The 21,375-nt window shown below is 65.1% G+C and carries 16 protein-coding genes; 15 read left to right on the forward strand and 1 reads right to left on the reverse strand.

All coding sequences use genetic code 11. The annotated features are described in order from the left end of the window. Window positions 1–84: 84 nt before the first annotated feature. The 12 genes from NYR97_RS13170 to lpxC all read left to right on the forward strand — a co-directional run bounded on the left by NYR97_RS13170 (window position 85) and on the right by lpxC (window position 15,907). Window positions 85–1,953, forward strand: coding sequence for a peptidoglycan D,D-transpeptidase FtsI family protein (locus tag NYR97_RS13170; protein ID WP_316693712.1), 1,869 nt, complete (start codon window positions 85–87; stop codon window positions 1,951–1,953). 8 nt (window positions 1,954–1,961) lie between these two features. Beyond that, the gene (locus NYR97_RS13175) at window positions 1,962–3,437 is read left to right on the forward strand and encodes a UDP-N-acetylmuramoyl-L-alanyl-D-glutamate--2,6-diaminopimelate ligase (RefSeq protein ID WP_316698220.1); all 1,476 of its coding nucleotides are present in this window, start codon (window positions 1,962–1,964) and stop codon (window positions 3,435–3,437) included. Further along, complete coding sequence (locus NYR97_RS13180) at window positions 3,434–4,927, forward strand: UDP-N-acetylmuramoyl-tripeptide--D-alanyl-D-alanine ligase (protein WP_316693714.1); 1,494 nt, start codon at window positions 3,434–3,436, stop codon at window positions 4,925–4,927. The genes NYR97_RS13175 and NYR97_RS13180 overlap by 4 nt, the downstream gene beginning before the upstream one ends. After that, window positions 4,917–6,002 carry a phospho-N-acetylmuramoyl-pentapeptide-transferase gene (mraY, locus tag NYR97_RS13185; protein ID WP_316693716.1) on the forward strand — a complete coding sequence of 362 codons (1,086 nt, stop codon included), beginning with the start codon at window positions 4,917–4,919 and terminating at the stop codon, window positions 6,000–6,002. Before NYR97_RS13180 ends, mraY begins: the two co-directional genes overlap by 11 nt. Then, entirely contained in the window at window positions 6,002–7,393 is a 1,392-nt protein-coding gene (ftsW, locus tag NYR97_RS13190; RefSeq protein ID WP_316693718.1) for a putative lipid II flippase FtsW, read from the forward strand. The genes mraY and ftsW overlap by 1 nt, the downstream gene beginning before the upstream one ends. A 59-nt stretch (window positions 7,394–7,452) precedes the next feature. After that, window positions 7,453–8,670 carry an undecaprenyldiphospho-muramoylpentapeptide beta-N-acetylglucosaminyltransferase gene (gene murG / locus NYR97_RS13195; protein ID WP_425613076.1) on the forward strand — a complete coding sequence of 406 codons (1,218 nt, stop codon included), beginning with the start codon at window positions 7,453–7,455 and terminating at the stop codon, window positions 8,668–8,670. Then, on the forward strand, window positions 8,667–10,100 hold the full coding sequence (murC, locus tag NYR97_RS13200; RefSeq protein ID WP_023902728.1) for a UDP-N-acetylmuramate--L-alanine ligase: 1,434 nt from the start codon (window positions 8,667–8,669) through the stop codon (window positions 10,098–10,100). The genes murG and murC overlap by 4 nt, the downstream gene beginning before the upstream one ends. Further along, complete coding sequence (locus tag NYR97_RS13205) at window positions 10,097–11,053, forward strand: D-alanine--D-alanine ligase (RefSeq protein ID WP_316693722.1); 957 nt, start codon at window positions 10,097–10,099, stop codon at window positions 11,051–11,053. The genes murC and NYR97_RS13205 overlap by 4 nt, the downstream gene beginning before the upstream one ends. 112 nt (window positions 11,054–11,165) lie before the next feature. Continuing rightward, complete coding sequence (locus NYR97_RS13210; protein ID WP_316693723.1) at window positions 11,166–12,002, forward strand: cell division protein FtsQ/DivIB; 837 nt, start codon at window positions 11,166–11,168, stop codon at window positions 12,000–12,002. Continuing rightward, entirely contained in the window at window positions 11,999–13,234 is a 1,236-nt protein-coding gene (ftsA, locus tag NYR97_RS13215) for a cell division protein FtsA (protein WP_003485272.1), read from the forward strand. Before NYR97_RS13210 ends, ftsA begins: the two co-directional genes overlap by 4 nt. A 290-nt stretch (window positions 13,235–13,524) precedes the next feature. Next, the gene (gene ftsZ / locus NYR97_RS13220) at window positions 13,525–14,760 is read left to right on the forward strand and encodes a cell division protein FtsZ (protein ID WP_316693726.1); all 1,236 of its coding nucleotides are present in this window, start codon (window positions 13,525–13,527) and stop codon (window positions 14,758–14,760) included. A 235-nt stretch (window positions 14,761–14,995) separates the two neighbouring features. Next, on the forward strand, window positions 14,996–15,907 hold the full coding sequence (gene lpxC, locus NYR97_RS13225; RefSeq protein ID WP_006448956.1) for a UDP-3-O-acyl-N-acetylglucosamine deacetylase: 912 nt from the start codon (window positions 14,996–14,998) through the stop codon (window positions 15,905–15,907). A 186-nt stretch (window positions 15,908–16,093) separates the two neighbouring features. Here lpxC and NYR97_RS13230 read toward each other — a convergent pair whose 3' ends face one another. Then, a complete protein-coding gene (locus tag NYR97_RS13230) occupies window positions 16,094–16,540 on the reverse strand; it encodes a DciA family protein (RefSeq protein ID WP_316693729.1) in 447 nt (148 codons plus the stop codon). Between NYR97_RS13230 and NYR97_RS13235 the strand changes: the two genes are divergently transcribed. The 3 genes from NYR97_RS13235 to NYR97_RS13245 all read left to right on the forward strand — a co-directional run bounded on the left by NYR97_RS13235 (window position 16,541) and on the right by NYR97_RS13245 (window position 21,246). Next, window positions 16,541–17,485: a M23 family metallopeptidase gene (locus NYR97_RS13235; protein ID WP_006448958.1), complete on the forward strand. Its 945-nt coding sequence runs from the start codon at window positions 16,541–16,543 to the stop codon at window positions 17,483–17,485. A gap of 155 nt (window positions 17,486–17,640) precedes the next feature. After that, the gene (gene secA / locus NYR97_RS13240) at window positions 17,641–20,379 is read left to right on the forward strand and encodes a preprotein translocase subunit SecA (RefSeq protein ID WP_205392402.1); all 2,739 of its coding nucleotides are present in this window, start codon (window positions 17,641–17,643) and stop codon (window positions 20,377–20,379) included. A gap of 498 nt (window positions 20,380–20,877) precedes the next feature. After that, window positions 20,878–21,246: a VOC family protein gene (locus NYR97_RS13245; protein ID WP_205392401.1), complete on the forward strand. Its 369-nt coding sequence runs from the start codon at window positions 20,878–20,880 to the stop codon at window positions 21,244–21,246. The last annotated feature ends 129 nt before the right edge of the window (window positions 21,247–21,375 follow it).

Consider the following 21,375-nt stretch of genomic DNA (forward strand, 5'->3'; position numbering starts at 1 on the left):
ACACGGAGTGTCCATGACAAAACGGCAGGACAGCCGTTTTGCACGGCGCAGCCGCCCGCAGGGTGGCGCACACGGAGGTGCGCCATGAAAGCCGGCCGCAACCGCGCGCGCAGCAACTTCAACCTGCGTGGCCGCCTGACGCTGGTCGGCATCGCGCTGGGCCTGTGCTCGGTGACGTTGATCGGCCGCGCGGCGTTCGTGCAGCTGGTCAACCGCGACTTCTATCAGCGCCAGGGCGAAGCGCGTTACCTGCGTGAGCTGCCGATCGCCACCTCGCGCGGCATGATCACCGACCGCAACGGCGAGCCGCTGGCCGTGTCCACGCCGGTGGAATCGATCTGGGTCAATCCGCAGGAACTGTTGCGCAACCCGGACCGCATCCCGGAGCTGGCCAAGGCGCTCGGCCAGCCGCTGGACGAGTTGAACGCCAAGCTGGCGCAGAAGGCCGGCAAGGAATTCATGTACCTGCAGCGCCGGATCAACCCGGACAAGGCGCATGCCATTGTCGATCTGAAGATTCCCGGCGTGTTCTCGCAGCGCGAGTTCCGGCGCTTCTATCCGCAAGGCGAGGCGATGGCCCACGTGCTGGGCTTCACCAATATCGACGACCGCGGCCAGGAAGGCCTGGAGCTGGCCTTCGACGAATGGCTGCGCGGCAAGCCGGGCTCCAAGAAAGTGGTGCGCGATGCGCGCGGCGCGATCGTGGAGAGTGTGGATCTGGTGCGTCCGGCGCAGCCGGGCAAGGACCTGACGCTGAGCATCGACCGCCGCATCCAGTTCCTGGCCTACAAGGAGTTGCGCAACGCGTTGGTCGAAAACAATGCTGCCGGCGGTTCGATGGTGGTGATGGACGTGGCCACCGGCGAAGTGTTGGCGATGGTCAACCTGCCCACCTACAACCCCAATTCGGTGACCGGCATCAATCCGTCGGCGCGCCGCAACCGCGCGGTCACCGATCTGGTCGAGCCGGGTTCGACGATGAAGCCGCTCACCGTGGCCACCGCATTGACTGCCGGCGTGGTGACCAAGGACACCATCATCGACACCAACCCCGGCTACATGGCCGTGGGGCGCTTCACCATCCGCGATGTGCCGCGCAACAACGGCGTGCTCAACGTCACCGGCGTGATCACCCGCAGCTCCAACATCGGCGCGGCCAAGATTGCCGCCAAGGTGCCGGATCAGACGTTCTATCAGTCGATCCGCAACTTCGGTTACGGCAGCGCGCCGCATAGCGGTTTTCCCGGCGAATCGTCGGGCGTGGTGCTGCAGCCGGCGCGCTGGAGCGGCCCGTCCAAGACCACGATGTCGTACGGCTATGGCCTGTCGGTGACGCCGCTGCAGATCGCGCAGGCCTACGCCACGCTGGGCAACGGCGGCAAGCTGACCCCGCCGACTTTCGTACGCGGCCAGCACAACGAAACCCGCCAGGTGGTCACGCCGGAAGTGGCGCGCCAGGTCATCGACATGATGGAAACCGTGGTCACCCAGGGCGGCGCCAAGGGCGCGGCCATCCTGGGCTATCACGTGGCCGGCAAGACCGGTACCGCGCGCAAGAACGGCGCCAACGGTTACGAGCGCGGGCATTACAACGCGTTGTTCGCCGGCCTGGTGCCGGCCACGCGCCCGCGCTTTGCCACCGTCATCGTGATCAACGATCCGCAGGGCAAGGTGTATTACGGCGGCCTGGTGTCGGCACCGGTGTTCCACAAGGTGATGGAAGGCGCGCTGCGTCTGATGGACGTGCCGCCGGACGACATCCAGTCTTGGCTGGCCGCGCAGGCGGCCGGCAAGACCGGGCAGCCGATCGCCAAGCCGCAGCCGCCCGAGCTGGACCCGGCGTTGATGCCGGATCCGGTGGATGAAGTGTCTGCCGGCATTCCCACCGCACTTGCACCTGCCGCACTACCCACGCCGGCCCAGCCCGCACCGTTGCAGGAGAGCCGCCAGTGAGCCGCTCCATGACGCTGTCGCAGCTGTTGCCGGATGTGCCGCTTGCGCACGACGTGCAGGTCTCCGGCCTGGTGATGGACAGCCGTGCGGTGCGTGCGGGCGATGCCTTCGTGGCGATCGCCGGTTTCGGTGCGCATGGACTGGGCTTTGTCGAACAGGCGCGTGCCAATGGTGCGGCGGCGGTGCTGTTCGAGCCGCCGGCGCCGGCCGAGCTGCCGGTGCCGGCCGATGCGATCGCCGTGCCTGGTTTGCGCGCGCGTCTGGGCGCGATGGCCGATCGGTTCCACGGCCAGCCCTCGCAGGCGCTGCGCATGGTCGGCGTCACCGGCACCAACGGCAAGACCTCCACCGTGCAGTTGCTGGCGCAAGCGCTGACGTTGCTCGGCATGCCCACCGGCACCCTCGGCACCCTGGGCGTTGGCCTGTACGGCAGCGCCGTGCCGACCGGTTTCACCACCCCGCTGGTATTGCCCACGCACGCGTTGCTGGCGCAGTTGCGCGATGAAGGCGCGCAGGCCGTGGCGATGGAGGTGAGCTCGCACGCGCTCGATCAGGGCCGCGTGGATGCAGTGCATTTCGATGTGGCGGTGTTCACCAATCTCACGCGCGACCATCTCGATTACCACGGCGACATGGCGCAGTACGGCGCGGCCAAGGCCAAGCTGTTCACGCGCGCTGGATTGAAAGCGGCTGTGGTGAATCTGGACGATGACTTCGGCCGCACGCTGCTGGCCGCGCTCGACCCGGCGCTGCGCGCGATCGGTGTGAGCTCGCGCGCGCAAGCCCAGGCAGTGGTGCGGGCGCAGGCGCTGCAGCTGGACCACAATGGCATCAATTTCGCGCTCAACATCCATGGCGAAGTGCATCCGGTGCACTCGCCGCTGCTGGGCCGCTTCAACGTCGATAACCTGCTCGCGGTCGCCGGCGCGTTGTATGCGTTGGATATCGCGCCGGCACAGATTGCTGAAGTGCTTGGTCAGCTGCAGCCGATCCACGGCCGCATGAATCGTCTCGGCGGCGCGCATGGCGCCCCGCTGGTGGTGGTGGACTATGCACACACGCCCGACGCGCTGGAACAGGCATTGGCCAGCCTGCGCTCGCATGCGCAGGACCGGCTGATCTGCGTGTTCGGTTGTGGCGGCGAGCGCGATACCGGCAAGCGCCCGCAGATGGCGGCCATTGCCGAGATCAACGCCGACGTGGCGATCGTCACCGACGACAACCCACGTGGCGAAGATGGCGATGCGATCGTGGCCGACATCCTGCGTGGCTTTGCGCGCCCGGATGCGGCGATCGTGCAGCGCGACCGCGCCGCGGCGATCCATCAGGCCATCGGCATGGCCGGTGCCTCCGACATCGTGCTGATCGCCGGCAAGGGCCACGAGCCGTATCAGGAAGTCGCCGGCGTGCGGCATGCCTTCGACGACGCCATCGTGGCGGCGCAGGCCTTGCTGCCGCGCACCGTGCTGGGAGTGCGCGCATGAAGCTCACTCCGTTGTCGTTGATCGCCCACTGGGCCGGCGGCGAGTTGCACGGCGACGACGCCATGATCGATGCGGTCGGCAACGACACCCGCACGCTCGCCAACGGCAGCCTGTATGTGGCGCTGCGCGGCGAGCGTTTCGACGGACACGACTTTGCCGCAGACGCAGTGGCGCAGGGCGCCAGCGGGTTGCTGGTGGATCGCCTGCTGCCTGCGCTGAGCGTGCCGCAGGTGCTGGTGGAAAATACCGAACTCGCGCTGGCGCGTATCGCCGCCGGCATGCAGCGCGACCGCGCCACGCGCGTGATCGCGTTGACCGGCTCCAACGGCAAGACCAGCGTCAAGGCCTTGCTGCTGTCGATCCTGGAAGAGGCTGGGCGTGTCGATGGCACCACCGTCTACGCCAATCCGGGCAACCGCAATAACGAGATCGGCCTGCCGCTGGCGGTGATCGCCGCGCCGGACGATGCGGACTTTGCGATCTACGAAATGGGCGCCGGCAAGCCGGGCGATATCGCCTATCTCACCGATATCGCGCAGCCGCACGTGGCCCTGGTCAACAACATCGCACCCGCCCATCTGGAACGTCTGGGCAGCCTGCTCGGCGTCGCGCGCACCAAGGGTGCCATCTACGCGGCATTGCCGGCCGATGGTGTGGCGGTGATCAATGCCGACGACGCCTTCGGCGCCTGGTTCGAGCAGCAATTGCATGCGCAGCCGGTGCACGGGCGCCGCGTGTTGCGTTATGGCTTGCAGGCCAGCGCCGACATCACTGCACGTGGGCTACGGCTGCAGGAAGGTGGTGCGCAGTTCACGCTGGTGACGCCGCAAGGCGAGGCGCAGATCGCACTGCCGTTGCCGGGCCGCCACAACGTGTTCAACACGCTGGCTGCGGCCGGGCTGGCGTTGGGCGCGGGTATCGCATTGCCGATCATCGCCGCCGGCCTGGCGCAGGCGCGCCCGGTGGCCGGTCGTCAGATCGCACACACGCTGCCCAGCGGCGCGGTGCTGATCGACGACAGCTACAACGCCAATCCAGGTTCGCTGGATGCGGCCATCGACACGCTGGCTGCAGCGCCGGGCGCTGGTTGGCTGGTGCTCGGCGACATGCGCGAACTCGGCCCGGAAGGCAAGGCATTGCATGCCGCTGCCGGGCGTCGCGCACGCGCGGCCAAACTGCAGCGCCTGTACGCGTTGGGCGAGCTCAGTGCCGCCGCCGCGCAGGCGTTCGGCGATGGCGGCCGCGTGTTCGCCACTCATGCCGCGCTGGTCGCGGCGTTGCAGGCGGATCTGGCGCAGGTCGCCGTTTCGCCGACTCAAACGCAGGAATCTTCTTCGATGCACGAACACACCGGTGCGGCGGCGCAGACTGCCGCCACCACGGCGCAGGTCCCGCCCACGTTATTGGTGAAAGGCTCGCGTGGCAGTGCGATGGACCGCATCGTCGCCGCGTTGCTCGCAGCGGCGGAGGACACCTCCCATGCTGCTTGAGTTGGCCCGTTGGCTACAGCAACTGGAGAGCCTGTTCGGGCTGTTCAACTATCTGACCTTCCGCGGCATCCTGGCGGCGCTGACCGCGTTGTTCCTGTCGTTGTGGATGGGCCCGGCGGTGATCCGCAAGCTGGGCCAGTTCAAGGGTGGCCAGCCGATCCGTCAGGATGGCCCGCAGACGCATTTTTCCAAGGCCGGTACGCCCACCATGGGCGGCTCGCTGATCCTGCTGACGGTGACTTTGTCGGTGCTGTTGTGGGGCGACCTGCGCAACCGTTATGTGTGGTTGGTGCTGGCAGTGATGCTCTGTTTTGGCGCGATCGGCTGGTACGACGACTGGATCAAGATCGTGCGCCGCGACCCCAACGGCCTGAAGTCGCGCTGGAAGTATCTGCTGCAGTCGATCTTCGGTCTGGCTACCGGTCTGTTCCTGTACTACACCGCCGATGTGCCGGCCGCGATCACCTTCTACATTCCGATGTTCAAGGCGGTGGCGCTGCCGTTGGCCGGCGTGAGCTTTGTGGTCATTGCCTACTTCTGGATCGTCGGCTTCTCCAACGCGGTGAACCTGACCGACGGCCTGGATGGTCTGGCGATCATGCCGACCGTGCTGGTGGCCTGCGCGCTGGGTGTGTTCGCGTATGCCTCGGGCAACGTGGTGTTTGCCGAATACCTGAAAATCCCGCTGATTCCCGGGGCCGGCGAGCTGATCATCATCTGCTCGGCAATTGCCGGGGCAGGGTTAGGGTTTCTGTGGTTCAACACCTATCCGGCCATGGTGTTCATGGGCGATATCGGCGCGCTGTCGCTGGGCGCGGTGCTCGGCACCATCGCGGTGATCGTGCGTCAGGAACTGGTGCTGGTGATCATGGGCGGCGTGTTCGTGGTCGAAACGCTGTCGGTGATCATCCAGGTGGCCAGTTTCAAGCTGACCGGCAAGCGCGTGTTCCGCATGGCGCCGATCCATCACCATTTCGAACTCAAGGGCTGGCCGGAGCCGCGCGTGATCGTGCGCTTCTGGATCATCTCGGTGGTGCTGGTGCTGATCGGCCTTGCCACGTTGAAGGTGCGCTGATGAACGACACCGCGCGTCAAGCCACTCGACTCGAGGCCATCGGCGGCCGCTACGACCCGTGGCTGCTCGGCGCCGCGGCCACGCTCGCCTCGTTGGGCGTGGTGATGGTGGCGTCCAGCTCGATCGAACTGTCCGACAACCCGTTCTATTACCTCACTCGCCATCTGCTGTTTCTGGGCATCGGCGTTGGCCTGGCGTTCTGGGCGATGCGGACCGAGCTCAAGACCATCGAGCAGTACAACCAGGTGCTGCTGCTGGCCTGCTTCGGCCTGCTGATGGTGGTGTTCGTGCCCGGCCTGGGCAGCAGCGTCAACGGCGCCAAGCGCTGGATCAATCTGGGCGTGTCGAAGTTCCAGACGGTCGAAGCGGTCAAGGTGCTCTACATCGTGTGGCTGTCCAGCTACCTGGTGCGCTTCCGCGATGAGGTCAATGCGACCTGGCCGGCGATGCTCAAGCCCTTGGGCGTGGCGATCGCATTGGTGGGGCTGTTGCTGATGCAGCCGGACTTCGGCTCGTCCACGCTGTTGCTGGCGATCACCGCCGGCATGCTGGTGCTGGGCGGGGTGAACCTGCCGCGCATGTCGATGCCGATCGTGTTCGGCCTGCCGGTGTTCGCCTTCATCGCGATCCTGGAGCCGTACCGCCTGCGCCGCATCACCTCGTTCCTGGATCCGTGGGCAGATCAGCTCGGCTCCGGGTATCAGCTGTCGAACGCCTTGATGGCGGTCGGCCGCGGTCAGTGGACCGGCGTTGGTCTGGGCGCCTCGGTGCAAAAGCTCAACTACCTGCCCGAAGCGCATACCGATTTCATCTTTTCGGTGATTGCCGAAGAGCTCGGGTTTGTCGGCGTGTGCGGGGTGATCTCGCTGTACGCGCTACTGGTCGGCCGTGCGTTCTGGCTGGGCATGCGCTGCGTGGAAATGAAGCGTCATTTCTCCGGCTACATCGCCTTCGGCATCGGTCTGTGGATCAGCCTGCAGAGCTTCGTCTCGGTGGGCGTGAATCTGGGCATCCTGCCGACCAAGGGCCTGACCTTGCCGCTGATTTCCTCCGGTGGCTCGTCGGTGCTGATGACCTGCGTGGCGATGGGCCTGCTGCTGCGCGTGTCCTACGAAATGGATCGCGCCGAGCGCCTGCGCAGCAAGTTGTCGCCGCAGGGTGCAGGCGCGCCGTCGGCCGAGCCTGCCGAGCCTGCCGAGCCGGTGGTGGACTCGGTGCCGCCGGCGTATGCGCCAGCGCGCAAACCGCAGCGCGATACCGTGGCTGCCGCTGCACCCGCACCCGCACCCGCACCGGTTGCTGCAGCATCGGTGGCGCCGGCATCGGCCATCCTGCGCGGCACCAGTCGCATGCAGCCGCGTGTGGAACCGACGTTCGGGAGGATCGCATGAATGCTCATGCGAATCCCTTGCAAAAGCCCGCACATCCATGTGCGGAGATTCGACCGGTGATGATTCTTGCTGGCGGCACCGGTGGACATATCTTCCCTGGCCTGGCCGTGGCCAAGGTGCTGCGCGCGCGTGGCGTGCCGGTGACCTGGCTCGGTGCCGATGGCGCGATGGAAACCCGCCTGGTGCCGCAGCACGATATCCAGCTCGACACGCTGGCCATTACCGGCCTGCGCGGAAAGGGCATCGTGAAACTTCTCGGCGCGCCGGTGCGGGTGATGCGCGCGGTGCGCGCCGCCGGCTTCGTGCTGCGCAAGCGCCAGCCGCGCGCGGTGATCAGCTTCGGCGGATTTGCGGCCGGCCCGGGCGGCCTGGCTGCTCGTCTGCTCGGCGTGCCGTTGCTGGTGCACGAACAAAATCGCGCACCCGGCATGACCAACAAGGTGTTGTCGCGTTTCGCGCGTCGCGTGTTGACCGGCTTTCCTGGCAGCTTCGCTGACGAAGAAGCGGTGGGCAATCCGGTGCGTGCGGAAATCGCCGCGCTTCCTGCGCCCGCTTTGCGCCTGGTCGGTCGTGGTGGCCCCGTGCGTGTGCTGGTGCTCGGCGGCAGCCAGGGTGCGCGCGCATTGAATCAAGCCGTGCCGGCGGCGCTGGCGGCACTCGGTCACCCGGATGTCGATGTGCGCCACCAATGCGGCGAAAAGCTGCGCGCCGAAGCCGAAGCGGCGTACGCGCAGGCCGGCGTCAACGCCAGTGTCGAGCCCTTTATCGCCGACATGGCCGCTGCCTACGCCTGGGCCGATCTGGTCGTGTGCCGCGCCGGTGCCTCCACGCTGGCCGAACTGTGCGCCGCCGGTATCGGCAGCGTGCTGGTGCCCTTCGCCGCCGCCGTCGACGATCACCAGACCCGCAATGCCGAATACCTGGTCGGCGCCGACGCCGCCGTGCTGCTCAAGCAGGACGACACCCTGGCAGTGCGTCTGCAGCAGGTCTTGCAGACCCTGCTCGCCGACCCCGCACGCCGCCTGTCGATGGCACAGGCCGCCCGCACCCTGGCCAAACCAGATGCCGCCGAACGCATCGCCGACATCATTCTGCAGGAAGCAGGTAGTGGTGAATCGGGAATGGGGAATGGGCAGAGCTCAGAACAATTGCAGGAACAGACAGTGATGCAAGAAAACAAGCGCACCGGTCAGGCGCTCAACGCCGCCGGTGCCTCGCTTTACACGATTCCCGATTCCCAATTCCCGATTCGCACCTCCGCCGGAGGTGCCGCGTGATCCGCCGCCTGCAGGACAGCGGCGATCTGGTGCGTGCGTTTCCGCGCGTGCATTTCGTCGGGATCGGCGGCACCGGCATGAGCGGCATTGCCGAAGTGATGCTGACGCTGGGCTATGAAGTCTCCGGCTCCGACAACTCCGATAACGCGGCCACACGTCGGCTGGCCAAGCTGGGTGCGCGGGTGATGCGCGGGCATTCGGCGGCCAATGTGCTCGGCACCGATTGCGTGGTGGTGTCCAGCGCGATCCGCGAAGACAACCCCGAGCTGATGGAAGCGCGCAGCCAGCGCATTCCGATCATGCCGCGTGCGGCGATGCTGGCCGAGCTGATGCGCTTCCGTCGCGGCATCGCGGTGGCCGGCACGCACGGCAAGACCACCACCACCAGCCTGGCGGCGGCCGTGCTGAGCGAAGGCGGTTTGGATCCGACCTTCGTCATCGGCGGGCAGTTGCTGGCTGCCGGTGCCAACGCCAAACTCGGTGGCGGCCAGTGGCTGGTGGCCGAAGCCGACGAGAGCGATGGCAGCTTTCTGCGTCTGAACCCGTTGATGGCGGTGATCACCAATATCGATTCGGATCACCTGGAAAACTACGGCAACGATTTCTCGCGCATCCAGGCGGCATTCGCCGAATTCCTGCAGCGCCTGCCGTTCTACGGTCTGGCGCTGCTGTGCATCGACGACCCGGAAGTGGCTGCACTGGCCAGCAAGACGCCGCGCCACGTGATGAGCTACGGCATGAGCGAAAACGCCGACGTGCGCGCCGAAGACGTGGTGCAGGACGGCCCGCGCATGCGCTTCACGCTGCGCCTGCCCGAAGGCACTACCACACCGGTGACGCTGGCACTGCCGGGCCGTCACAACGTGCTCAATGCACTGGCAGCAGCGGCGATCGGTTGGCAATTGGGCGTGGCGCCGGAAACCATTGCGCGTGCGCTGGAAAACTTCGCTGGCATCGGCCGTCGCTTCAACGATCTGGGTGAAGTCACCACCAGCACCGGTGCACGCGTGCGCGTGGTCGACGATTACGGCCACCATCCGCGCGAGCTGGAAGCGGTGTTCGCCGCAGCCCGCGGTGGCTGGCCGGACAAGCGTCTGGTGGTTGCCTTCCAGCCGCATCGTTACAGCCGTACCCGCGATCAGTTCGACGCCTTCGCTGCGGTGTTGAGCACCGTCGATGCGCTGGTGTTGAGCGAGGTCTACCCGGCCGGCGAAGCGCCGATTCCCGGCGCCGATTCGCGTGCGTTGGCGCGTGCCATCCGTGCGCGTGGCCGCAGCGAGCCGGTGGTGGTCGGCCAGATTTCGGGCCTGGCCGAAGTGTTGCCGGACGTGCTGCAGGACGGCGATCTGTTGCTGATGATGGGTGCCGGCGATATCGGTTACGTGGCCCAGCACATCATCAACAACGGCTTCACCGGAGCGGCTGCATGAGCGCGACGGTCGCCAACGTGCGCGGCACCGATCCGGCTGCGTTCGGCCGTGTCGCCGTGCTGCTCGGCGGTACCTCGTCCGAGCGCGAGGTGTCGCTGAACTCCGGCAGCAACGTGCTCGATGCATTGCGCGCGCGCGGCGTCGATGCACAGCCGGTCGATGGCATTCCGGCACTGGCGCAGGCACTGGTCGAAAAACGTTTCGACCGCGTCTTCAACGTGCTGCACGGCCATAACGGCGGCGGCGAAGACGGCATCGTGCAAGGCCTGATGGAAGCCTTCAAGGTGCCGTACACCGGCTCCAACGTGCTCGGCTCGGCGCTGAGCATGGACAAGATCCGCACCAAGCAGGTGTGGCTGTCGCTGGGCCTGTCCACACCGCGCTATGCGCGCTTGGCCGCCGGCGCCAGCGCCGATCAAATTCAGGCTGCCGCACAGCAGATCGGCCTGCCCGTCATCGTCAAGCCGGCCAACGAAGGCTCCAGCGTCGGCATCAGCCGCGTGTTCGACCAGGCCCAGCTCGAAGAAGCCGTGGTGCTGGCGGCGCGTTACGACGGCGCGCTGCTGATGGAGCAGCTGATCGAAGGCGACGAACTCACCGTGGCCGTGCTCGGCGAGGTCGCGCTGCCGTCGATCCGCATCGTGCCCAATGGCCAGTGGTACGACTACAACGCCAAGTACGTGGCCAACGACACCCAGTACCTGTGCCCGGGCCTGGAAGGCGATGCCGAAACGCAGATCCGCCAGCTCGCACTCGACGCCTTCCGCGCTGCTGGCGCGCGTGGCTGGGGCCGCGTGGACGTGATGCGCGACCGCGTCAGCGGCCAGCTGTATCTGCTTGAAGTGAACACCGCTCCGGGGATGACCAGCCACTCGCTGGTGCCCAAGGCCGCGCGCCAGCTCGGTATCGATTTCGAAGAACTGGTCTGGCGCGTGCTGGAGCAGACGCTATGACGCGGGGAATGGGGAATCGGGAATCGGGAATCGCAAAAGCGACAGCCGGCAGTGCGCCGCTGTTGACGATTCCCTATTCCCGATTCCCCATTCCCGCGCGCGGAGCGCGCGCATGAACGCCACCCTGCGCATCCTGGCGTGGTTGATCGCGGTGGCGCTGGTCGCGTTGCCGGTGGTGGCAGTGCTCAATGGCTGGGTCGGTGCCGAGCGTTGGCCGTTGGCGCGGTTGCGGGTGTCCGGCGACTTCAAGCGGGTGCCGGCCGAAGAGCTGCGTGCGGTGGTGCTGCCGTATGCGCGCTCGGGTTTTTTCGCAGTGAAGTTGCAGAACGCGCAGGACGCCATCGCACGTTTGCCGTGGGTGGAAAGTGCGCAGGTGCGCAAGCGTTGGCCGGACGTGCTGGAAGTGCGCGTGACCGAGCACAAGCCGTTCGCGCGCTGGGGCACCGACCGCATGTTGTCCGAGCAGGGCCGGTTGTTCCGCACCCCGCCGTTGTTGAAGGACTTCAAGCTGCCGCAACTCGGTGGCCCGGACAGCAAAACGCAGGACGTGGTGGCGCTGTACAACGAATCGCGCGCGCTGTTCGCACCGACCGGGCTGGATGTGGAGCGTCTGGAAATGGACGCGCGCGGCAGCTGGTCGCTGGGCCTGAGCAACGGCGTGCAGATCGTGATCGGCCGCGACGATGCGCGCGCACGCCTGCAGCGCTTCGCCCGCGTGTTGCCGCAGCTGGCCGACCCGCAACGCCCGATCGCCCGCGCCGACCTGCGCTACACCAACGGCTTCACGGTCGAACGGCGAATGGAGAATGGGGAGTCGGGAATGGATAAAAAGCCAAAGCCAGTGTCGCCCGCTGCGCCGCACACGCTTGTCCTGAACTCTCCCCGCATCCGTGCACCGCTGTTGACCATTCCCCATTCGCTATTCCCTATTCCCGGCTTTAAGACATGAACCGCAAAGGCGACAAATCCCTCATCGTTGGACTGGACATCGGCACCTCCAAGGTCGTCGCGCTGGTCGGCGAGTACTCGCCCGGCAATCCGATCGAAGTGATCGGTATCGGTTCGCATGAATCGCGCGGTCTCAAGCGCGGCGTGGTGGTGGACATCGAATCCACCGTGCAGTCGATCCAGCGCGCAGTGGAAGAAGCCGAGCTGATGGCCGGCTGCGAAATCCGCTCGGTGTACGCATCGATTTCCGGCAACCACGTGCAGTGCAAGAACTCGCCCGGCATCGTGCCGATCCGCGATGGCGAAGTGACCTGGAGTGATCTGGAGCGCGTGCTGGATGCGGCCAAGGCCGTGGCCATTCCTGCCGACCAGCGCATCCTGCATGCGATCCCGCGCGAATACGTGCTGGACGATTCGCAGGAAGGCATCCGCAATCCGGTCGGCATGACCGGCGTGCGCCTGGAGGTGCATGCGCATCTGGTGGTATGCGCGCAGTCGGCGGCGGCCAACATCACCAAGTGCGTGCAGAAGTGCGGCTTGCAGGTCGACGATCTGGTGCTGTCCTCGCTCGCATCGTCGGTGGCGGTATTGACCGCCGACGAGCGTGAACTGGGCGTGGTGCTGGTGGATATCGGCGCCGGCACCACCGACCTGGCCGTCTACGTGCAGGGAGCGATCTGCCACACCGCCTCGCTGCCGATCGCTGGCGACCACGTCACCAACGATATCGCGCACATGCTGCGCACGCCGACCCCGGAAGCCGAGCAGATCAAGGTGCGCTACGCCTGCGCGCTGGCGCAGCTGGCCACCGCCGAAGAAAGCATTCAGGTGCCGTCGGTCGGCGATCGCCCGCCGCGTCGCATGCCGCGGCATGCGCTCGCGCAGGCCGTGCAGGGTCGTTACGAAGAAATTTTCGAAATGGTGCAGGCCGAATTGCGCCGCTCCGGTTTCGAAGAGATGGTGCGCGCCGGCATGGTGCTCACCGGTGGCGCGTCGAAGATGGAAGGCGTGGTCGAGCTGGCCGAAGAGATGCTGCAGATGCCGGTGCGCGTGGGCATTCCCCAGCACGTCACCGGCCTGGGCGAAGTCGTCGGCAACCCGGTGCACGCTTCCGGCGTGGGCCTGTTGCTGATGGGTAGCCAGATCGAACACCCGCGCCGCCCGTCGATCCCGACCGGACGTGCCGGGAGTTTGTTCAAGAAATTGAAGAACTGGTATCGCGGCGAATTCTGACGAATCGGGAATCGGGATTCGGGAATCGGTTGAAGCAGAGGCAAAGCGGTTGCGGCAGGTTTGAGTGGAGAGCGGTGAGAGCGGGCAGGGCGTAAATACTTTTGTGGTTCCGCTGAGAAAGTGAAGTTGGTGTGGAGATCGCTCGCAGTTGCGATTCCCCATTCCCAACTCCCTATTCCCGGCATTCAAACAACAACATTCGCCGACATGCGGGTGTTGGGCTGGCGAACGGAGTAATCCGATTCCCCATTCCCGATTCCCCATTCACGGCATCTAAAGAGGACACTGACATGGCACATTTCGAACTGATTGAAAAAATGGCTCCCAACGCGGTCATCAAGGTCGTTGGCGTGGGCGGCGGCGGCGGTAACGCGGTTGCACACATGGTCAACACCAATGTCGATGGCGTGGAATTCATCACCGCCAACACCGACTCGCAGGCCATCAAGAATTGCGGCGCCAAGTTGCAGCTGCAGCTTGGCACCAACGTGACCAAGGGCCTGGGCGCCGGCGCCAATCCGGAAGTCGGCCGTCAGGCCGCGCTGGAAGATCGCGAGCGCATCATGGACGCACTGCAGGGTGCGGACATGGTGTTCATCACCGCCGGCATGGGCGGCGGCACCGGCACCGGCGCGGCGCCGGTGGTGGCGCAGCTGGCCAAGGAAATGGGCATCCTGACCGTGGCCGTGGTCACCAAACCGTTCCCGTTCGAAGGCCGTCGCCGCATGCAGGTCGCGCTGAAGGGCATCGAGGAACTGAGCCAGCATTGCGACTCGCTGATCACCATTCCCAACGAAAAGCTGATCACCGTGCTCGGCCGCAACGCCACCATGATTCAGGCCTTCCGCGCTGCCAACGACGTGCTGCAGGGCGCCGTGCAGGGCATCGCCGATCTGATCGTGCGTCCGGGCCTGATCAACGTCGACTTCGCCGACGTGCGCACCGTGATGTCGGAAATGGGCCTGGCCATGATGGGCACCGGTTCGGCACGCGGCGACGACCGCGCGCAGGCCGCCGCCGAAGCCGCCATCCAGAACCCGCTGCTGGACGACGTCAACCTGGCCGGCGCCAACGGCATCCTGGTCAACATCACCGCCGGCCCGGACTTCACCATGGCCGAGTTCGACGAGATCGGCCGCACCATCGAAGCGTTCGCGTCGGAAGATGCCACCGTGGTCGTCGGTACCGTACTCGACCCAGACATGCAGGACGAAGTGCGCGTCACTGTGGTCGCCACTGGCCTGAACCGTGCGGTTGCACGTCAGACCCAGCGTCCGGACCAGCGCGCGCCGATCAAGCTGGTGCGTAACGCCACCACCGGTCAGCCGGAATTCGGCGATTTCGACACCAGTGGTGGCGATGCGGTGTCCAAGGCCGTTGGCGGCAGCATGGGCCTTGGCCTGCGTCGTCCCAGCAGCGACTCGGTCGGCAGCAGCAACAGCGGCGGCGGTTCGGCTGCGCCGGCGGCAGACCTGCCCAACGACTACCTGGATATCCCGGCGTTCCTGCGCCGCCAGGCAGACTGACGCTTCACTGCGATGCCACCTTGGTGGCGCCGCTCGCAACGCCCCGAGGTTCGCTTCGGGGTTGCAATGCCATGTCCTCTTTCTGCCGGATCGACTCGTTGATCCGGCAGCTTTTGCAGTGGCGTGACCGGTCGATTACAGTTGCCGTCACGCGCGACTTGTTAAAATTCGGATAATCTCAACGATTGGACAGCCGGTTCAGCGCCTGTCTGCATTGTTCATCCAGACTTCGCATATGACCCAGCAACGCACTCTCAAAAACACCATTCGTGCCACCGGCGTCGGCCTGCATAGCGGCGACAAGGTGTATATGACGCTACGACCGGCTCCTGTCGATCATGGCGTGGTGTTCCGGCGTGTGGACCTGGAACCTGTCGTCGAAGTCCCCGCCGATGCCGAACTGGTCACCGAGACCACGCTGTGCACCGGTCTGACCTGCAATGGCGCCAAGATCCAGACCGTGGAGCATCTGATGTCGGCACTGGCCGGCCTGGGTGTGGACAACGTCATCGTCGAACTGTCCTCGGCCGAGTTGCCGATCATGGACGGCTCGTCCGGCCCGTTCGTGTTCCTGCTGCAGTCGGCAGGCATCGTCGAGCAGAACAAGGCCAAGCGCTTCATCCGCATCAAGCACACCGTGGAAGTACGCGAGGGCGACAAGGTCGCGCGCTTCGAGCCGTATGAGGGCTACAAGCTCGGTTTCACCATCGAATTCAATCACCCGATGATCCCGGCCAAGCAGTCGCGCCAGGAAATCGAGTTCTCCACCTCGGCTTACGTCAAGGAAATCTCGCGCGCCCGCACCTTCGGCTTCATGCGCGACCTTGAGTACATGCGCGAGCGCAATCTGGGCCTGGGCGGTTCGATGGACAACGCCATCGTGCTGGACGAGTTCCGCGTGCTCAACGAGGACGGCCTGCGGTACACGAACGAATTCGTGCGGCACAAGATTCTGGACGCCATCGGCGATCTGTATCTTGCCGGCGGTGCCATCCTGGGCGCCTACGAAGGCTTCAAGTCCGGCCACGCGCTCAACAACAAGCTGGTGCGTGCGCTGCTGGCCGATCAAGCCGCCTGGGAATGGGTCAGCTTCCCCGAAGGCAGCGTGCAGCCGCCGGTCACTTACGCCAGTCCTGTCTACGCCTGATGTCAGGGAATGCCTTAGTTGGCGTTCGAAGTGTGAACTCCGTCAGATTTCCGGTCCGTTCTTAACGTTTATTTAAGACTTCTCTAACTCCTGCGTGGCCCATGCCCGCTAGGATGCGTCGGGTCGTGTGCGGTCTTCGCAATTCTTTCACGCACCGGCGGCCGTTTCGAAAAGGCGGCACGGACATCACCGCTTGGTCGGTGGAACGTCCTGCAAGGAGGCCAAGGCATCGCGCAGTCCTTTGTGCGTCGCCTCGGAGACAGGGCGTGGACGTTCACGGTTCTGCGGCGTTGGGGAATGCAGCGGGGTCGCGATGGTCTTGATGGTCACTGCGGTGACCTTCAGTCCGATGGATCGGGCGGCATCCAATAATTGGGTCTCGGCAAGCCGCAACTTGGCATGCCAGACAGGTGAATCAACCAGAAAAACGAGCTGTTCGCCTCGGACATTGGCCAACCGGCAACGGGTGGCCAGATGAGGCGGTAACAGGGGGCGCAACTGCCGGTCCAGCGCATCGAGCCACAAGGCGCGACGCAAGGGGTCGCCAGCCTTTTCACCCAACGCGGCCTCGATGGCCGGTTGTGGAGCGGAAGGGTTGCGTGCGTTGGACTTGGGCTTGGACATGACACTCATATGGCGTTGAAGAAAGTTGTAATCAAATCTCGGCAAACCCGGACCCAGCGTGTGGTCCGACAGTTCCAGGGCTTCGCCGCAGATCGACCGATGGTAGTCCTCGGCGCGGTGTTGGGCTTGGGGATGTTGATCGGCGTCGGTGCCAGCACCGCCACCGGCATGGTGACCAATTCCGCGCTGCAGGCCAAGGTCGCGCAGCAGCAGGTCGAGCTGGCCCAGGCGCAGCGCGCTTCGCAGGCGCAGGTCAATGCACTGGCCGCGCGCATGGGTGAGCTGCAGGCGCAGGCCACCCGCCTCAATGCGTTGGGCGAGCGGCTGACCGAAATGGGCAAGTTGAAGGACGGCGAGTTCGACTTCGACGCGCCGGTCGGCGTCGGTGGCGGCGATGAGCCGGTCAGCGACATGCCGGTCGAATCGCTCAAGGAGACGCTAGGGCAAGTGGAACAGCAGTTCTCCGCCTCCGGCCAGCAATTGAACGTGCTTGCCTCGTTGATGTTCGATCATCAGCTCGAGCAGAACTCGGTGCCCTCGCGGATGCCGATCCGCAACACCTACATCACCTCGGGCTTCGGCGGCCGCGCCGATCCGTTCGACGGTGGTTCGGCCTTCCACAAGGGTGTGGATTTTCACGCCAACGTGGGCGACCCGGTGATGTCGGTCGCCGATGGCGTGGTCAGCTACGCCGGCGTGCGCGGCGGCTATGGCAACGTGGTCGAAGTGGACCACGGCAATGGCTACGTGACCCGCTACGCGCATAACTCGCGGCTGGTGGTGAAGGTGGGCGATCTGGTGCGCGCCGGCCAGCAGGTGGCCAGGGCCGGTTCCAGCGGCCGTTCCACCGGCGCACACGTGCATTTCGAAGTGTGGGCGGACGGGCGGGTGGTCAATCCGCGCAAGTTCCTGGGCGATACCAACACGCCGGTAGGACGTCGAGGGCGCGGTTGACGAAGGCGCGCTCGGCGCTTGATTCGTGAAGGCCCGCCCCAAGCTACAATAGGGTGTTGCCATCGACAGGGCGCAGTGCGCCCTGTTTCGTTTACGGCGGCCGGGTCTTGGGGACCGGCGTCGGTCAAACCGTTCCTTTTCAACCGGTTTCTTCAATGATCAACAGTCTGCTTACCCGTGTCTTTGGCAGTCGTAACGAACGCCAGCTGCGCCAGCTCACCCGCCTCGTCACCCAGATCAATGCGCTGGAGCCGACGATCGAGAAGCTCTCCGACGCCGAGCTGCAAGCCAAGACCCCGGAGTTCAAGCAGCGACTTGCCGCCGGCGAGTCCCTGGACAAGATTCTTCCCGAAGCCTTTGCGGTCTGCCGCGAGGCCAGCCGCCGCGTGCTCGGCATGCGCCATTACGACGTGCAGCTGATCGGCGGCATGGTGTTGCACCTGGGCAAGATCGCCGAGATGCGCACCGGCGAAGGCAAGACCCTGGTGGCCACGCTGCCGGTGTACCTCAACGCGCTGCAGGGCGAGGGCGTGCACGTGGTCACGGTCAACGACTACCTGGCGCGTCGCGATGCGGCGCAGATGGGCAAGTTGTACAACTGGCTGGGCCTGAGCGTGGGCGTGGTGTATCCGGGTATGCCGCACAGCGACAAGCGCGAGGCCTATGGCAGCGACATCACCTACGGCACCAACAACGAATTCGGTTTCGACTACCTGCGCGACAATATGGCGCTGTCGCGCGCCGATCGTTACCAGCGCAATCTGCATTACGCGATCGTCGACGAAGTCGACTCGATCCTGATCGACGAAGCGCGCACCCCGCTGATCATCTCCGGCCCGGCCGACGAGTCGCCGGAGCTGTACATCCGCGTCAACCGCATCGTGCCGCAGCTGACCAAGCAGGAAAGCGAAGAGGGCGAGGGCGATTACTGGATCGACGAGAAGGGCAAGCAGGTACATCTGTCGGAAGCTGGCATGGGCCACGCCGAAGAACTGTTGATGCAGGCCGGCATTCTCGAGAATGCCGAAGACGGCCTGTATGCCGCGCAGAACCTGAGCGTGGTGCATCACCTCAATGCCGCACTGCGTGCGCATGCGATCTACCAGCGCGACGTGGATTACATCGTGCGCGATGGCGAAGTGGTGATCGTCGACGAATTCACCGGCCGCACGCTGTCCGGGCGTCGCTGGTCCGACGGCCTGCATCAGGCGGTCGAGGCCAAGGAAGGCGTGCCGGTGCAGCGCGAGAACCAGACGCTGGCCAGCATCACTTTCCAGAACCTGTTCCGCATGTACAAGAAGCTGTCCGGCATGACCGGTACGGCCGACACCGAAGCCTACGAATTCCAGAGCATCTACGGCCTGGAAGTGGTGGTGATCCCGACCAACCGCCCGACCGTGCGCAAGGACCATCCGGACCAGGTGTTCCTCAACCGCAAGGGCAAGTTCAACGCGGTGCTGGCCGATATCGAAGACTGCGCCAAGCGCGGTCAGCCGGTGCTGGTGGGGACCACCTCGATCGAAACATCGGAGATGCTGTCCGAGCATCTGCGCAATGCAGGTGTGAAGCACGAAGTGCTCAACGCCAAGCAACACGAGCGCGAAGCCACCATCGTGGCCAACGCCGGCCAGCCGGGTGCGGTGACCATCGCCACCAACATGGCCGGTCGCGGTACCGACATCGTGCTGGGCGGTTCGCTGGAAACCGAGCTGCACGGCATGGGCGACGACATCAGCGACGAGCAGCGGCTGCAGGCCAAGACCGAATGGCAGCGTCGGCATGACGCGGTCAAGGCGGCCGGCGGCCTGCACATCATCGGGACCGAGCGGCACGAGTCGCGCCGTATCGACAACCAGCTGCGCGGCCGTGCCGGTCGTCAGGGCGACCCGGGTTCCTCGCGCTTCTATCTGTCGCTGGAAGACAACCTGATGCGCATCTTCGCCTCGGACTGGGTCCAGAAGGCGATGCGCATGATGGGCATGAAGGAAGACGACGTCATCGAAGATCGCCTGGTCAGCCGGCAGATCGAAAAGGCGCAGCGCAAGGTGGAAGCGCACAACTTCGACATCCGCAAGAACCTGCTGGACTTCGACGACGTCAACAACGATCAGCGCAAGGTGATCTACGCCCAGCGCGACGAATTGCTGGATGCCGAATCGGTCAAGGACAACGTCGACGGTATCCGTGGCGATGTGATCTACGACCTGGTCGCCCGCTTCGTGCCGCCCAATTCGGTCGACGAGCAATGGGACCTGAAGGGTCTGGAGGCTACGCTGGAATCGGAGCTGGGCATGCCGCTGGCACTGAGCGAGATGGCACGCACGCAGGAAGAACTGGACGCCGAGCAGATTGCGGCCAAGGTGCAGGCGGCGGTGGATGCGCACTTTGCCGAGAAGGAAGCGGCGGTGGGCAACGACACCATGCGCGCCTTGGAGAAACACGTGATGCTGACCGTGCTCGACCAGGGCTGGAAGGAACATCTGGCCAAGATGGATTACCTGCGCCAGGGCATCTATCTGCGCGGTTACGCGCAGAAGCAGCCCAAGCAGGAATACAAGAAGGAAGCCTTCGAGCTGTTCTCAGAGATGCTGGAGAACGTCAAGCGCGAAGTGATCAACCTGCTGGCGCGCGTGCGCATCCGCAGCGAAGAAGAAGTGGCCGAGCTGGAAGAGCAGGAGCGTCTGCAGGCGCAAGCGCGCTTGATGGCCTCGCAGTTCCAGCATCAGGACGTGGGCGGTTACGGTGCCGACGAGGAAGTGGAACAGATGCAGGCCGGCAACGCACCGGTGCCGGTGTCGCAGGTGACCCGCGACGAGCCCAAGGTGGGCCGTAACGATCCGTGTCCGTGCGGTAGCGGCAAGAAGTACAAGCACTGCCACGGTCAACTCAGCTGAGCTGAGTTGACCGTGGTGCAGCCCGCTTTGCGGGCTGCACACCCAGTGTCCGCGTAGCGGACGCTGGGTGCACGGTATTCCTCCGATCCCCGCGCCTTTGGCGCGCCCCCTTACCAAGGGGGCTCTACTGACGAGGGGATTCGTGGGGCTTGTTGAGAAGCGGGAATTGTTTGGACAGCGGGATTGAATGTCGGAGGCTGGGTGCAAGGCCCTGTCCCCCCGATTCCCTTTGCGTTTGGCGAACTAGCCATCAAGAGCGTTGCTTGCAGAGTCGGTGGCGTTTGTTTGGAAAGCACGGCTGAGGGGCGAGGAGGGCACGCTTGGCGGGCTCTACCCCGTGAGCGTCAGCGCGGCAAGTCCGCTTTACGCCCATACATCGCACGCTTTTACATCTTTTGTGGCGCCGACTGTGCCGTCCGCATAGAAACATGCTCCGCCTTGCGTGACTGTATGACTGCGGGGCGTATGCTCATTGCACGTCCTGCGGGGAGTGCGGTTATGGCGCAGCTGTCGAGCCAGCAACTGAAGGTGTTCGTGCCTGCGCGCGACTACGCGTTGTCGCAGCGCTTCTATCGCGCACTGGGCTTTGTGCAGGAAGACGAGGTGGGCAACGTGACCTGCTTCCGGCATGGCACGCATTGCGCGTTTTTGTTGCAGGATTTCTATCTGCGCGAGCTGGCCGAGAACCTGATGCTGCACCTGTGGGTGGACGACGCCGACAGCTGGTGGCAGCACGTGCACGACACCGGGCTGGGCGAGCAGTTCGGGGTGACCTGCAGCGCGCCGGAAGATCGGCCATGGGGCGCACGCGATTTCACCTTGCACGATCCCAGCGGAGTGCTGTGGCGCATAGGACATCCGCTGTAGGGCCGGGATTGGAGATTGGGGATTCGGGATTGGCAGAAGCACATATGCTGCGCTTTGACCAATCCCTAATCCCTAATCCCTAATCCCCGCGCTCAAGCGATTGCACTGAACCGCTCACTCGCGGCACTC

It is taken from the genome of Xanthomonas hydrangeae (genome assembly GCF_032697525.1).
Classification (GTDB): Bacteria; Pseudomonadota; Gammaproteobacteria; order Xanthomonadales; family Xanthomonadaceae; genus Xanthomonas; species Xanthomonas hydrangeae.

Bases quoted from the DNA above. Each gene is read 5' to 3' on its own strand.
- NYR97_RS13170 (WP_316693712.1), top strand. From the start codon at position 85: ATGAAAGCCGGCCGCAACCGCGCGCGCAGCAACTTCAACCTGCGTGGC.
- NYR97_RS13175 (WP_316698220.1), top strand. From the start codon at position 1,962: ATGACGCTGTCGCAGCTGTTGCCGGATGTGCCGCTTGCGCACGACGTG.
- NYR97_RS13180 (WP_316693714.1), top strand. From the start codon at position 3,434: ATGAAGCTCACTCCGTTGTCGTTGATCGCCCACTGGGCCGGCGGCGAG.
- mraY (WP_316693716.1), top strand. From the start codon at position 4,917: ATGCTGCTTGAGTTGGCCCGTTGGCTACAGCAACTGGAGAGCCTGTTC.
- ftsW (WP_316693718.1), top strand. From the start codon at position 6,002: ATGAACGACACCGCGCGTCAAGCCACTCGACTCGAGGCCATCGGCGGC.
- murG (WP_425613076.1), top strand. From the start codon at position 7,453: ATGATTCTTGCTGGCGGCACCGGTGGACATATCTTCCCTGGCCTGGCC.
- NYR97_RS13205 (WP_316693722.1), top strand. From the start codon at position 10,097: ATGAGCGCGACGGTCGCCAACGTGCGCGGCACCGATCCGGCTGCGTTC.
- NYR97_RS13210 (WP_316693723.1), top strand. From the start codon at position 11,166: ATGAACGCCACCCTGCGCATCCTGGCGTGGTTGATCGCGGTGGCGCTG.
- ftsA (WP_003485272.1), top strand. From the start codon at position 11,999: ATGAACCGCAAAGGCGACAAATCCCTCATCGTTGGACTGGACATCGGC.
- ftsZ (WP_316693726.1), top strand. From the start codon at position 13,525: ATGGCACATTTCGAACTGATTGAAAAAATGGCTCCCAACGCGGTCATC.
- lpxC (WP_006448956.1), top strand. From the start codon at position 14,996: ATGACCCAGCAACGCACTCTCAAAAACACCATTCGTGCCACCGGCGTC.
- NYR97_RS13230 (WP_316693729.1), bottom strand. From the start codon at position 16,540: ATGAGTGTCATGTCCAAGCCCAAGTCCAACGCACGCAACCCTTCCGCT.
- NYR97_RS13235 (WP_006448958.1), top strand. From the start codon at position 16,541: ATGGCGTTGAAGAAAGTTGTAATCAAATCTCGGCAAACCCGGACCCAG.
- secA (WP_205392402.1), top strand. From the start codon at position 17,641: ATGATCAACAGTCTGCTTACCCGTGTCTTTGGCAGTCGTAACGAACGC.
- NYR97_RS13245 (WP_205392401.1), top strand. From the start codon at position 20,878: ATGGCGCAGCTGTCGAGCCAGCAACTGAAGGTGTTCGTGCCTGCGCGC.